The following is a 13920-nucleotide window of genomic DNA, read 5'->3' as shown; positions in this document are numbered from 1 at the left end:
CGTGCCTATTGTAGTGATTAAAATTCTGATTGCACTGGGTTTAGACCAGTGGCTGGGGGAGCCTAAACGCTTTCACCCCCTGGTGGGCTTCGGGCGCATGGCCCATGGGCTGGAGGCCCGCCTGAACCAGGCCAGCGGGCAGGAGAGTTCGCCTCACAACCGGCCGGCAAGGCAAAAGCTGAACGGGGCTCTGGCCTGGAGCATTGCGGTAATACCCGCCGCGCTTTTGGTTGGAGTGCTGTCGCAATCCATGGCGGGATCGTTGGCTGCCGTGATCATTGACTGCAGTGTGCTGTACCTGTGTATCGGCCGCAGGAGCCTGCGCGAGCACGCCGACCGTGTGCGCAACGCGCTCAGTGCCGGCAATCTGGAACAGGCGCGCCATTACACCGGCATGATGGTCAGCCGCGACTGCGCGCAACTGGACCCGGCCGGCTGCGCCCGCGCCACCATCGAGTCCGTGTTGGAAAACGGCAATGACAGTGTTTACGGCACGCTGTTCTGGTTTGCCCTGCTGGGAAGTGGTGGCGCTGTACTGTATCGACTGGCCAACACCCTGGACGCCATGTGGGGCTATCGCAACCGGCGCTTTCTGCATTTTGGCTGGGCGGCCGCCAGACTGGATGACCTGCTGAACTATCCCAGCGCCCGCCTGTGTGCCCTCAGTTATGCCCTGGCCGGGCGCCGCGACCTGGCCCTGTCCTGCTGGCGCCAGCAGGCGCAGCAGCTCAGCAGCCCCAACGGCGGGCCGGTGATGTGTGCCGGAGCAGGCGCGCTCAATCTGCAATTGGGTGGGCCCGCCAGCTACCATGGTCAAATGGTGCAAAAGCCGTTTTTTGGCGGGACCGACACCCCCGGGCCCCAACACATCACTCAGGCCAGTCAATTACTGGATCGCGGTTTGATTCTCTTTGTGGCAGGTTTGTGGCTGTTGTTGATGACGCTGCCTGCGGGGTGGAACGGGTGGAACCCATGAACAACCTGCAGCCACCGCACCATGGCGGCCACCTGCAGGCAGCCGCCCGGCAATTCAAGATCCCAGTGAACGACTGGCTGGATTTATCCACCGGCATTAACCCTTTTTCCTGGCAACCGCCCCCTATACCGCAATCAGTGTGGCAATGTTTGCCGGACACCTATGACGGGCTCGAACAGGCTGCCCACAGATTCTATGGCGCACCCATGATGGCCATTCCCGGCAGCCAGTGGGCCATCCAGACACTGCCTGCTGTGATTCCGTCAAACCGGGTCTGGCTTCCCCGGGAAGCCTATGAGGAGCATCGCTTCTGGTGGCAGTATCATCAACACGATGTGAGGACCTATGCTGCCCTGGATGCAATTGAGCCGGCATTCCGTGATGTGGTGGTGGTGGTCAACCCCAACAATCCAACTGCCGAATTTGAATCCCGTGCAACCCTCCTGCAGATGGCCCAAAGACTGCAGGCACAGGACGGCCACATGATCATTGATGAGGCCTTTATGGATTGCACGCCGGAACAATCCGTTTTTCATGGCGACAAAACGTTGCCGGAAAATCTGATTGTGCTGCGTTCCCTGGGCAAGTTCTTTGGCCTCGCCGGGTTGCGGCTTGGCTTCTTGTTTGGTGCTGACTCACTGCAATCCCAACTCAAACAAAAACTTGGCCCCTGGGCGGTCAGCCACCCGGCAGCCTACGTGGGGGAACTCGCCCTATTGGACAGCCACTGGCAGCAACAAACCCGGCGTACCTTGCAGCAGGCATCAACGGAGCTGCAGGGCTTACTGGCCCGTCATGTCCCTCCGACACAGATTCAGGCCACCAACCTGTTTTGCACCCTTGATCTGAGATCGGAGATGGCCGTGTCACTTCATCGGCACTGTGCCCGTCAGGGCATCTTGCTGCGACACTTTGAACACTGGCACCGGATCAGAGTGGGATTAACGACAAAAACTGGCCGCCAGCGGCTGGAAATGGCATTGCAGTGTTGGAATTTTTAACAGGTTTGCCCAACGGACAACCTGCCAAATACAACTTCAGTGGGCGTGCGTTAATATAATTATTTATATTCAGCAACCGACTCAGAATTACTTCCTCTAAAGGGGGAGTTTCAATACCGCGTTGCAGGCCGTTTGGTTATTCCAAATTTTACTGCGGCGGGGTGAGAATAGGCGCATATCGTTCTTAGTAACAAGCCACGCCAAACAGCCGATCAGCGCACTCAACTGCAAAGCCATTATTTTTAAAGACACTTTATGACAATTAGCGTCACATGGCCAAAATCCCATATAGCGCCACATTACTAAACGCAACATTAATCAACCGTAATTTCATTGAAACATTTCCATATCAGGCCGATCTTAATACTAGAAGATGACAAAACAGGAATGGCAAAAGATGGCAGGTTCCTTGCTTTGCTCAGTAGTAGGCAGTGTTTTGACGGGAGTACGATCATGGGCATTAACTGTCATGAATTCCTAGAGTATGTAATTCAACCCACCCTCAAACAATTGGGTGTGGATTCTGCGAAAGCAGCGCAGCTTTTACTGGCAACAGCGTGCCATCAGTCGGAAATGGGGCACCACCTGCAACGCAGTGACGGCATTGGCATTTACGGCATAACAGCAGAGATGCATCAGGATGTGTGGGATAACTATCTGGCCATGGACTGCGAGCTGGCCAGCCAGATTCGCGGCATGGCATCCCAGCACGAATTCCCCAAATCCCCCCACAGCGAGCTGGTCACAAACCTGCTCTACGCCACGGCCATCGCCTGGATGATCTACCGGCACAAGGGCATCAAACTGAATGACGATACCTCTGCCGACGACCTAACCAACCTATGGCAGCGCTGTTTTATGGACCGCCCCATCAGTTTCAAGGAACGGGATGAGTTCACGCGCTGTTGCGCCAAATTCGCACCATCCGGCAAGAAATCCATTGCCGCCTGAAAGGCAGCAATGGATGAGACCAACGAAAGGCCTGCCGCACCTACAGTAAGAGGCGACGAATGTCCGCCAGCAAAGCAGACAGATAGGTGGTAAAACGGGCGGCATCCGCACCATCGATGACGCGATGATCATAGGATAATGACAGCGGCAACATCAACCTTGGATCAAAGCCTTCACCATTGAATACCGGCTTCATCTGCGATCTGGATACCCCCAGTATGGACACCTCGGGCCAGTTCACGATAGGCGTAAACGCTGTACCGCCAATGCCCCCCAGGGACGATATTGAGAAGCAGCCACCCTGCATATCACCCGGAGACAGTTTCTTGGCCCTGGCTTTCTCGCTCAGGGTTTGCATATCCACGGCAATATCCTTTACCGACTTCTTATCCGCATCACGAATCACCGGCACCACCAGGCCATTGGGTGTATCCACGGCAATACCAATATGGATGTAGCGTTTGAACACCAGGTGTGTGCCTTCCGGATTCATGGAGCTGTTGAAGCGGGGAAACTCCTGCAATGCCTTGGCACAGGCTTTTACCAGAAACGCCAGTAACGTCAGTTTGACCCCCTGCTCTTTCAGTGCCTGGGATTCAGATTTACGAAATGCTTCCAGGCTGGTGATATCGGCTTCATCAAACTGCGTCACGTGGGGAATATGCACCCAGGACCGATGCAGATTGGCCGCACTGAGTTTGTTGATCTTACCCAGCTCCACGGTTTCCACCTCACCCCACCGGCTGAAGTCGATCTCAGGCAACGCAGGTAAACCGGTGCCGCCGGCAACGGATTCCGCTTTGCCCTGCAGGCGCCCTTTCACATAATCATGCACGTCTTCCTTCAGGATGCGAGCGCGGGGACCACTGGCTTTTACCGCCGCCAGATCCACCCCCAGTTCACGAGCCAGACGCCGCACTGCCGGTCCGGCATGTACCCGTTTACTGGGGCCGGTTGACGCGGCAGCGCTAACTGCGGCAGCTGCCGGTTGCCGTTCGACTATGTCAGATTGCGGTTCAGCTTTGGGCTGTTGTGCCGTACTGGCAGACTCCGTTTCCGCCGCCGGCGCTGTGGATGACGTTGAGCCGTTCTCGCCCACCACCATCAGTTCCAGCACCGCCGTGCCCTGGGACACCTTATCACCCACTTTCAACAGTACCTTGCGTACGGATCCGGCCTTGGGACTGGGTACTTCCATGGTGGCCTTGTCGGATTCCAGCACCACCATGGTCTGCTCCGGTTCCAGCCGATCTCCTTCCTGCACCGATACCTCGATCACCTCGACGTCTTCAGCACCGCCAATGTCCGGCACGGTGACGGTTTCCATCCGGCCGCTGCCAGCTGCGGCCGCCTCCGCTTTGCCGGATGCCTCGGCCACACTGCTGGCGGAGGTTGCTGCCGGCTCATGCCCCGACGACTGATCCGGTTGCTTGTCCGCACCTTTATGAGGTGCGTCTTTATTGGATGAGTCTTTACTGGAAACAGCACCGTCCTCAATTTCCATCCTGGCCAGCAAATCACCTTCTTTCACGGTTTGGCCCTGTGACACCTCGAAGGAAGACACAACACCACTGTAGGGAGAAGGCACTTCCACGGTGGCTTTATCGGACTCCAACACCAGCAAGGTGTCCTCTTTTTCAACCCGATCACCGGGCTGCACGGATAACTCAATTACGTCCACCCCATCTGTTCCGCCCAGATCGGGTACTAACACGTCTTTCACTGCCACGGTCGTTCTCCTCGATCACACATAGGGTGGGTAGGGTTTTTCAGCATCAATATTGAAACGGCGCAAGGCGTCGGCCACCTTACTGCGGCCCAACAGGCCCTTATCCGCCAATGAATTCAATGCCGCCACGGTGATAAAGTAACGATCCACTTCAAAGAAGTGCCGCAGTTGTTCACGGGAATCACTGCGTCCGAAGCCATCGGTTCCCAGCGCGGTATAGTGATTGCGCACAAAGGGGCGAATCTGATCGGCGTGGGTCTTGATATAATCCGACGCGGCCACTACCGGCGCCTTGCGCGCCCGCAATGCTTTGGTCACATAGGGCACCTGCGGCTCTTCTTCCGGATGCAACAGGTTCCAGCGCTGCTTTCTCAGGCCCTCGCTGCGCAACTCAGTAAAACTGGTAACACTCCACACATCCGAAGTCACCCCATACACATCCTGCAGAATCTCGGCAGCGGCTTCCACCTCACGCAGAATCGACCCGCTACCCAGCAACTGCACTCGCAATTTGTTGTTATCATCCCCTTCTTTCAGCAGGTACATGCCTTTCAGAATCGCTTCCTCGATGCCCTCCGGCATGGCGGGATGCTCGTAGTTTTCATTCTCAACGGTGATGTAATAGAACAGGTTTTCCTGTTCCTGATACATGCGGCGCAGGCCATCATGCAGCACCACCGCCAGCTCATAGGCGTAGGCAACATCGTAGGCAACACAATTGGGAATGGTTGCCGCCAGCACGTGGCTGTGGCCATCCTGATGCTGCAGGCCTTCCCCATTCAATGTGGTGCGGCCGGCGGTGGCCCCAATCAAAAAACCACGCGCCTGGGCATCACCGGCGGCCCAGGCCAGATCACCAATGCGTTGGAAACCAAACATCGAATAGAAAATATAGAAGGGGATCATGGGGTGATTGTTCACAGAATACGACGTTGCCGCCGCAATCCAGGCTGACATGGCACCGGCCTCATTGATACCCTCTTCCAGAATTCGCCCTTTTATATCCTCCCGGTAGAACATTACCTGCTCGGCATCCGCCGGTTTATAGAGCTGACCCACCGCGGAGTATATGCCCAATTGACGGAACATCCCTTCCATTCCAAAGGTGCGGGCTTCATCCGGCACGATCGGCACAATTCGGTCACCAATGGATTTCTGTTTAATAAGGGAATTCATCATGCGCACCAACGCCATGGTGGTGGACATTTCCCGCTTGCCGGAGCCCTCCAACAGCGGGCCAAAAACGCCTAACTCCGGAATTTCGAGTTTCTCACTTTCCGTGCGCCGTGCTGGCAGATAGCCGCCCAGAGCTTTGCGCCGCTCATGCAGGTAGCGCATTTCGTTACTGTCATCGGCTGGACGATAGAATGGAATTTTCTTCAGTTCTTCATCATTGAATGGCATATCAAAACGATTGCGGAACGCTTTCAGGCTATCCATATCCAGGGTTTTCATCTGGTGGGTTTTATTAGCGGCTTCGCCGGAACCCATGCCATAGCCTTTCACCGTTTTCGCCAGAATCACAGTGGGCTGCCCTTTGTGATGCATGGCATCATGGTAAGCCGCGTATACCTTGAACGGATCATGCCCACCCCGGTTCAGGTGGTAGATCTCTTCATCGGTCATGTGCTCCACCATGGCCTCAAGTTCAGGGTACTTATTGAAAAAGTGCTCACGGGTAAAAGCACCACCGTGATTTTTAAAAGCCTGGTATTCACCATCAACGCATTCTTCCATGCGTTTGCGCAACACACCTTCGCTGTCACGGGTCAACAGCGGATCCCAGCGCCGGCCCCAGATCACTTTGATAACGTTCCAGCCTGCACCCCGGAAAACTCCTTCCAGTTCCTGAATAATTTTGCCGTTACCCCGTACCGGCCCGTCCAACCGCTGCAGATTGCAGTTCACCACAAATATCAGGTTATCCAGCTTTTCGCGTCCGGCCAGAGAGATACAGCCCAGCGATTCCGGCTCGTCCGTTTCGCCGTCCCCTAAAAATGCCCATACCTTGCGGTCATCCTTTTTGATCAGCTCCCGATTCTGCAGGTACTTCATGAAATGAGCCTGATAGATGGCCTGAATCGGCCCCAGCCCCATGGATACGGTGGGAAACTGCCAGAAATTGGGCATCAGCCAGGGGTGCGGATAGGAGGGCAGCCCCTCCTTACTCACCTCACGGCGAAAATTCTCGATTTGCTTCTCTTCGATGCGGCCTTCAAGAAAGGCACGAGCATAAATTCCCGGCGCGGAATGCCCCTGGTAGAAGATCAGATCTCCGCCAAAGGTTTCATTGGAGGCACGAAAAAAATGGTTGAAGCCAATATCATAAAGGGTGGCAGAGGAGGCAAAACTGGAGATGTGCCCCCCCAGCTCATCATCGGAAAGATTGGCCCTTTGCACCATGGCCAACGCATTCCAACGGATCAGGGAACGGATGCGACGTTCCATAAAATGATCGCCCGGCATCTGCGCCTGGTATTCGGGGGCGATGGTGTTGATATAAGGCGTGGTGAGATCATTTACCTGTAAACCCGACTGGCGCGCTTTCTCACCCATCTTGTCGAGGAGATACTTGGCCCGCTCGGGCCCCTCGTTCTCGAGCACCGACGCCAGCGCGTCCAGCCACTCCTGGGTTTCGACAGGATCACTGTCACCATAAAAACGTTCACGAGTCATATAGACAAAACTCCTGGTCACTGAGGGCTTGTGGCCCTGCATTACTTTTCCGTCATTCTCAACAGTATAGGATTGGGATGACATTTTTGGCGCCTGAGCACCGAATGGTGTTCCGGGTCAGGCAATGATGGTTAGTACCGCAATAACGACCAACCAAAAAACAAACACATTACTGCGCAAATCTTGAACAGCATGGATGCGGCGGGCCCCCTCTGAAGCCATTTCCTCATCGCTCATCGGCAGTTCCTGGAACGCAAGCCCCATCTTCACCGCCAACTTCAATACCACCTCGGCTTCCCGGTCAGTGGCGCGAAAACGACGCAGTGCCACCGCAACCACCTTGCCGTTGAAGCACAATGCCGCAATGGTGAGCGCAATGGCGCGGGCGGGAACACCGTCCAGCGCATACAAAAATTCAGTCCCGAGTTTTTTCCAGCCCGGCCGATCATCGCCACCGCTGCGCTCCAACAAAGAGGTCAGCACATACAACACCAATCCGGCCAAACCAAAAATGGCAAACCAGAACAGGGGGGCAAACAGGGTCTGGTTTACCCGCACCCAGTATTGGGTGATGGTTTGGTTCAATAGCTGGCTGGGACTCACCATGCGCCCGTAATCAAAGCTCTGGGAGCCGTGCTCGTAAGCGGATTGCCATTCCTGACTGCGCCAGCGCTTCAAAAAGGGCGTCAACGCAGCCTCTACCTTGCGATAATCCAGTATGGCCACAAACACAATGACCGCAGCCACCGCCTCCAGCAATGAGAAAAACCAGCGGTCATGCATCTCTGCAAAATACCAGGCCAGCAACACGGGAGGAAGAATGTAGAACCCGTAACCCAGGGCGGGATGGGCATTGTTCAGAAAGGAGAGCTGTTCGGCCTGCTTCATGTAGGCACGGCCCCACTGGCATTCGGCAAAATAGCTGGGCACGTAGGATTCCTTGACGCCCCATAACGCAACCAACAACGCCAGTAATGTCATTCAGCACTCCTTTTTATTGTTAATTAATAGCGTAACAGATAATTATCATCTTTCCTGATAAAACTGTTTACAAATCATGACAATCCAAGCGCTTTGCGCAACTTTTCCCAATCGAAAAACGGGCCGGGATCCGACTTTCGGCCCGGTGCTATATCGCTGTGCCCCACCAGGGCATCGAGCTTCAGGCTTGGATAATACGAAACCAGCGTTTCAATCACCTGTTTTAATCGCTCGTATTGCACCGCCTCGTAGCGGCTGTCGTCGGTTCCCTCCAACTCAATTCCGATCGAGAAATCGTTACAGTTTTCCCGCTCTCCATAGCAGGATTGCCCGGCGTGCCAGGCCCGCTTGTCAAACGGTACAAACTGAATCACCTCGCCATCGCGACGTATGAACACATGGGAGGACACTTCCATGTTATGGATTTCTCCAAAGTAGGGATGCTCTTCGGCACACAGGCAATTCTGAAAGAACTGTTCCACATAGGCGCCACCAAACTGCCCCGGCGGCAAGCTGATACAGTGCACCACAATCAGTTCCGGCACGATGCCGGCCGGCCGCTCATTGAAGTTGGGAGATGGCACATGCTTGGCCTCAGACAGCCAGTGCTGTTCAATTTTCACGGTGATAAACCTCCAACAAGAGGCGCTAACGTTACAGGCAAAAAAAAGCTGCCACAAGGGCAGCCAGGAAGGGTGTAGAAAAAGGGGGGGGGGCGGGGCTACAGGTTCGCTTCTTTCACTTTGCGTAGATTACCGATCACATTCTGCAGCGCGCGATCGAACAGCTGGGAATCTTCCAGAATAAGGACTTCACCCTTCTTCAGGGCATGAGCCAGACCCAATGTGGTTTTCTCATCAATTTTCACACCGGTGCGGTTCACAAAAATCATCTTGTCGGCTGACTTGATGTGGGCGGCCAGCTTGGATCGGGTTTTCGCGCCGTTGTCGCCACGAAACTCCATCCAGGCCCCCACGTTGACCTTCTTGGCCTGCTGCAAATAGGGATCGTCATCCGGCAATGCCGCCAGTTCTGAATCCGGAATCGCGCTGGGAGTGCGTGTGATATCCAATCGCGAAACCTTGTTTCGATCCGGAATCACCGGTGAAGCACCCATGCGCTCCATATCTTCGGTCACAGCCGCAACCAGATCCTTGGCCGGATCCTTGCGATTGTCCAGATGCTCCGGAGTTTCGCCGCGCAGCACCTGCATCTGCAGCTGCTCCAACTCAGTCAGCATCTCCCCCATCTCAAAGGGGTTAAAGGAGACACTATTCAGCCCCTGACGCAAATTCTTCAACAGAATGGGAACGATATTGAACAGTTTTTTGCGCGCTGCATCGTCCTCTGTCGGAGCAACGCTCAACAACAGATGATCAATGGTTTTCACTGCGCCCAGCCAGTTATTGCTTTCCGGACCGTATTTCAGGAACACCAGTTTCAATACGCCCATCCAGCCATCGGTCAGCAAGCGCACCACCACTTCGGGAACCGTCTTGCCGTCCAGCCGCTGGCGTACAGTTTCCAGAGCGGTTTTCTCGGCCAACTGGGCTTTCGCTTTTCCTTCTTCCGCCGCTTTGGTGCGCTGCTCTATCATCTGTGAGCGCCGCACTTCGGTCTGCATGAACTGGCTGAAATCGTGCAGCAGCTCATCGAACAGCACGGCTTCTTTCTCATATTCCGTCAGGATACGTTGCGCCGTGGATTGAATCTTTTTGAACACCATGTCCTTCTTCAGGTGATCGGCATCCTCATTCAGGCCAATCCCCGCCCGTGCCAATTCGTTAAGCAACTTGCGGGCAGGATGGCCACCACGGCTGAAGAAACTGTAATCCTGGATGGCAAGCTTTAGATAGGGAATCTGCAGTCGGCCCAACAAGGCCTTTACCGGTACAGGCAAGTTGTCATCATCCAGAATGAAATCAAACAGCATGGAAACCAGATTAATCACATCGCTGTCGGTCTGCCCTACCCGTTCAGGGCCCTGCTTGGTTTCGCGCTGGCGCAGCAAATTGGATACAACACCACGTACATTGACTTTCGGCAGACTGACGTTGCCGCTAATGACATCCTCACCCTGAGGCTGAACCTGTTGCAGGCGGGACAACATATCAAACAGTTCGGCGTTTGACATCTCGCGAGCATTTTCTGCCGCCGAACCGATCGGCCCGGTGACCATATCCGTTACTGTAGGCACATTCCTGACGGAAGCCAGCAGAGTTTGCAATTGGGTAAAAAATTCATTGGCCGCCTGCTTGGCTGCACTTTCCCGCGGCTCTGCTTTCTGATCTTCTGTTGTGGCCTCTTTGGAGCGGCGACGAATGGACGCCAATTTGGGCGTGCCTTTCAGATCAGGCAGCACCCCTGCGTCGGCCAACACGGCATTGGCGGTATCCAGCACCACGTCATATTCGGATATTACAAACTTATCGAACAGCTTATAGAGCACCAGCCGCTTCTTAATATCACACTGCACGATCTGTGAGGCGCTACTGAAGGCCTCACACACCTGCTGGGGATGAAACGGGTTATTTCGTTCGTTCACCTTGATATGGGCATGCACCAACACCGCTTCCATTCGGGTGTTGAGCTGATAGATGCGCTCTGCGAACTTGCTCTTGGCCTTGGACACCATGCCATCCAGGGCGACATTCATTTCCAGGTCGTCATCCGCCACCAATGACAATCCTTCCAGGGACGATACCGCTTCCAATGCGACACCGCCTTCATCATTGGAATGCGGCAGTTTCTTGAACAGTACGTTCAACTTCTGATAGAAGCTACGCTCGATTTCTTTGCGGTTGAGACGCAGTTGACGCATGGTTTCGATGTAGGCGTCCTTATCCTGCTCACTGCCGGATTTCTCTGCGTACTCAAAGAAAGTATCGTCAGCCTTATCGAACACATCAGCCAGTAGTTGGTGTAATTCCTCCAAAGCAGAACGGCGCGCTTTCATCAGCACGCTGGGCAAACCGGTATTCTGTTGCTGAGCTTTATCGTTCAGCATGGTGGAAGCACCAGTGGGGGAAGCCGACATCCCGTTTCCGTTGATACACCGAAGTTCTGGCTTCTGATTCATGGCTGTTAGCCTCGTCTATGCGCATACATCTATTACACAAATTCACTCAACATCCACGTGTTGCGAGCGTCATTCCTGCCTGCTTGTGCTGACTGACAAACTTTGTCAGGTTGTGAACGGTTCCAGCACCTTCACCTAGCAGTATAGGTACGAATTCTGAACCCACCTGTCGGTGTTGACCTATTTGGGACTCAGATCACAAAGATTTTTGTCTGTTTTTTGTCCATTTGTCGCCGTTTTTTTGACGGCAAAAATGACCACTCAGTAAGCCGTTGATATTCGTAAAAATACCCGGTTTCGCGTAAAATCGATCTCCGAAACTAACCCGATTCAGGTGTACCCGATGCAAACCCTAACCGAATTTCTTTCGTGGCTCAGCGGCAACATTCTTTGGGGTGCCCCTATGCTGGTGGCCCTTTCGCTTACCGGCATCATCCTGACAGTGGGCTTGCGTCTGGTGACCCTGCGCAAAATTCCCTACGCCTTCAGCCTGCTGCTCAAAGGCCGGCATTCAACTGAATCCGGCGACATCCCGCCATTCAATGCGCTGATGACCGCCATGTCCGCCACCGTGGGTACCGGCAATATCGCCGGGGTGGCCACCGCCATCGCCATGGGTGGCCCGGGTGCCTTGTTCTGGATGTGGTGCATTGCCCTGGTGGGTATGGCCACCAAATACAGTGAAGCGGTATTGGCCGTAAGGTTTCGGGAACGTGACAATAAAGGGCACTATGTAGGCGGGCCCATGTACTACATCAAAAACGGCATGGGCAGCGGCTGGGCCTGGCTCGGCACCCTGTTCGCAATCTTCGGCCTGGTGGCGGGCTTTGGCATCGGCAATACCGTTCAATCCAACTCCGTGGCTGATGCTCTGGAAGCCACCTATGCAATACCTCATTGGGTAACCGGGGCCATTCTCGCCATCATTGCCGGGCTGGTGTTACTGGGTGGCATCCAGCGCATCGGCCAGGTAGCGGCCCGATTAGTGCCCTCCATGGCATTGCTGTACGTTGCCACCGGGATTTTGTTTATTGCCCTTAACGCCGGTGAAATTCCTGATGCCATCGCCACCATTGTGGACAGCGCCTTTAACGGTCACGCCGCCGTGGGCGGCTTCGCCGGCGCCAGCGTCATGGCAGCCATTCGCTTTGGGGTGGCTCGAGGCGTGTTTTCCAACGAAGCCGGCCTGGGCAGCGCCCCTATCGCCCATGCCGCCGCCCAAACCAACAACCCGGTGCAGCAAGGTTTTATTGCCATGCTGGGGACCTTCATCGACACCATTATTATCTGCTCCATTACCGGCCTGGTGATTGTCATCAGTGGTGCCTGGACCCAGGGCGCCAGCGGTGCCGAATTGACACAACAGGCCTTCGACATCCTGGGCTACAACTATGGTGCCCATGTGGTGGCCATTGGCCTGGCGCTGTTTGCCTTTACTACGATTCTGGGCTGGAGCTACTATAGCGAACGCTGTGCGGAATACCTGTTCGGCACCGGCATGATCCTTCCTTTTCGCATCGTTTGGATTGTGGCAATTCCCGCTGGCGCCATGCTCTCCCTGGACTTTGTCTGGCTGTTGGCAGACGTGCTCAATGCCATGATGGCCATCCCCAACCTGATTGCCCTGCTGGTACTGAGCCCGCTGGTATTTAAGTTAACCAAAGATTATTTCAACAAGTAGCCTGAATATGACCATCGATTACCGACTGCAAGACCTGAAGCGCACTGTAGCCTTCGCCATTGAGGAAGATGTACGGGACGGCGACATTACCGCCGCCCTGATTCCCGCTGCCAATACCGCCCAAGCCAGGATCATTACCCGGGAGCAGGCGGTGATTTGCGGCACAGAGTGGGTGGATGAAGTGTTTCGCCAGATTGACCCGGAGGTGAAGATTACCTGGCAGGTACAGGATGGCGATCAGGTACATCCTGATCAGGTGTTGTTCGAACTGGAGGGCAATGCACGCAGCCTGCTCACCGGTGAACGCTGTGCACTGAATTTTCTGCAGACCCTGTCAGGAACGGCAACAGTGTGCCGCCATTACGCCGACAAGGTTAAAGGCACCGGTGTCAAACTGCTGGACACCCGCAAAACCCTGCCGGGCTTGCGCACCGCGCAAAAGTATGCGGTAACCTGCGGCGGTTGCCATAATCACAGGGTGGGCCTGTATGACGCATTTTTGATAAAAGAGAATCACATTGCGGCCTGCGGTGGCATTCGGGAAGCGATCTCCACCGCTCGCCTTCAGGCGCCGGGAAAACCGGTGGAAATCGAAGTGGAGACCTTTGAGGAGTTACAACAGGCATTGGAGGCCGGAACCGATATCATCATGCTGGATGATTTCAGTATTGAAGATATGGCGAAGGCTGTGCAGTTGACCGACGGACGTGCCAAGCTGGAAGCATCGGGGGGCGTGACTGATGACACGCTAAGAGCGATAGCTGAGACGGGTGTTGATTATATTTCAATTGGTGGGTTAACCAAACATTGTAGAGCGGTGGATTTGTCGATGCGGGTTAAATAACA

10 protein-coding genes are annotated in these 13920 nt (G+C 54.8%); 5 read left to right on the top strand and 5 right to left on the bottom strand.

Translation table 11 applies throughout. The features are described from left to right. Position 1: 1 nt before the first annotated feature. From cbiB to D9N13_RS03420, 3 genes are all read left to right on the top strand, one after another. Positions 2-976, top strand: coding sequence for an adenosylcobinamide-phosphate synthase CbiB (cbiB, locus tag D9N13_RS03430; RefSeq protein ID WP_290585848.1), 975 nt, complete (start codon positions 2-4; stop codon positions 974-976). Next, positions 925-1977, top strand: coding sequence for a threonine-phosphate decarboxylase CobD (cobD, locus tag D9N13_RS03425; RefSeq protein WP_290585845.1), 1053 nt, complete (start codon positions 925-927; stop codon positions 1975-1977). The genes cbiB and cobD overlap by 52 nt, the downstream gene beginning before the upstream one ends. Positions 1978-2430: 453 nt before the next feature. Then, on the top strand, positions 2431-2928 hold the full coding sequence (locus D9N13_RS03420; protein WP_290585842.1) for a hypothetical protein: 498 nt from the start codon (positions 2431-2433) through the stop codon (positions 2926-2928). A 40-nt stretch (positions 2929-2968) separates the two neighbouring features. On the opposite strand, the gene aceF is transcribed toward D9N13_RS03420, so the two are convergent. From aceF to D9N13_RS03395, 5 genes are all read right to left on the bottom strand, one after another. Next, positions 2969-4657, bottom strand: a complete 1689-nt coding sequence (aceF, locus tag D9N13_RS03415; protein WP_290585840.1) for a dihydrolipoyllysine-residue acetyltransferase — start codon at positions 4655-4657, stop codon at positions 2969-2971. Between the two features lie 15 nt (positions 4658-4672). Beyond that, complete coding sequence (gene aceE / locus D9N13_RS03410; protein ID WP_290585837.1) at positions 4673-7333, bottom strand: pyruvate dehydrogenase (acetyl-transferring), homodimeric type; 2661 nt, start codon at positions 7331-7333, stop codon at positions 4673-4675. Between the two features lie 117 nt (positions 7334-7450). Beyond that, entirely contained in the window at positions 7451-8314 is an 864-nt protein-coding gene (locus tag D9N13_RS03405; protein ID WP_290585835.1) for a hypothetical protein, read from the bottom strand. 74 nt (positions 8315-8388) lie between these two features. Further along, positions 8389-8943 (bottom strand): 1,6-anhydro-N-acetylmuramyl-L-alanine amidase AmpD, encoded by a 555-nt coding sequence (gene ampD, locus D9N13_RS03400; RefSeq protein WP_411268129.1) that lies wholly within the window; start codon positions 8941-8943, stop codon positions 8389-8391. Positions 8944-9035: 92 nt separating this feature from the next. Beyond that, entirely contained in the window at positions 9036-11393 is a 2358-nt protein-coding gene (locus tag D9N13_RS03395) for a DUF1631 domain-containing protein (RefSeq protein ID WP_290585830.1), read from the bottom strand. Positions 11394-11736: 343 nt separating this feature from the next. Between D9N13_RS03395 and D9N13_RS03390 the strand changes: the two genes are divergently transcribed. Both D9N13_RS03390 and nadC read left to right on the top strand, forming a co-directional pair. Further along, entirely contained in the window at positions 11737-13074 is a 1338-nt protein-coding gene (locus D9N13_RS03390) for an alanine/glycine:cation symporter family protein (protein WP_290585827.1), read from the top strand. 7 nt (positions 13075-13081) lie between these two features. Further along, on the top strand, positions 13082-13918 hold the full coding sequence (gene nadC / locus D9N13_RS03385; protein ID WP_290585825.1) for a carboxylating nicotinate-nucleotide diphosphorylase: 837 nt from the start codon (positions 13082-13084) through the stop codon (positions 13916-13918). Positions 13919-13920: the final 2 nt, after the last annotated feature.

Source organism: Ketobacter sp. GenoA1, from assembly GCF_003671475.1.
Classification (GTDB): domain Bacteria; phylum Pseudomonadota; class Gammaproteobacteria; order Pseudomonadales; family Ketobacteraceae; genus Ketobacter.
Note: the sequence above shows the minus strand (reverse complement) of the source record. Positions and strands in the feature narration are given on the sequence as shown.

What these genes read in the sequence shown, in the direction of transcription:
- D9N13_RS03395 (WP_290585830.1), bottom strand. Translation starts at nt 11,393, where the DNA reads ATGAATCAGAAGCCAGAACTTCGGTGTATCAACGGAAACGGGATGTCG.
- D9N13_RS03390 (WP_290585827.1), top strand. Translation starts at nt 11,737, where the DNA reads ATGCAAACCCTAACCGAATTTCTTTCGTGGCTCAGCGGCAACATTCTT.
- aceE (WP_290585837.1), bottom strand. Translation starts at nt 7,333, where the DNA reads ATGACTCGTGAACGTTTTTATGGTGACAGTGATCCTGTCGAAACCCAG.
- nadC (WP_290585825.1), top strand. Translation starts at nt 13,082, where the DNA reads ATGACCATCGATTACCGACTGCAAGACCTGAAGCGCACTGTAGCCTTC.
- D9N13_RS03405 (WP_290585835.1), bottom strand. Translation starts at nt 8,314, where the DNA reads ATGACATTACTGGCGTTGTTGGTTGCGTTATGGGGCGTCAAGGAATCC.
- D9N13_RS03420 (WP_290585842.1), top strand. Translation starts at nt 2,431, where the DNA reads ATGGGCATTAACTGTCATGAATTCCTAGAGTATGTAATTCAACCCACC.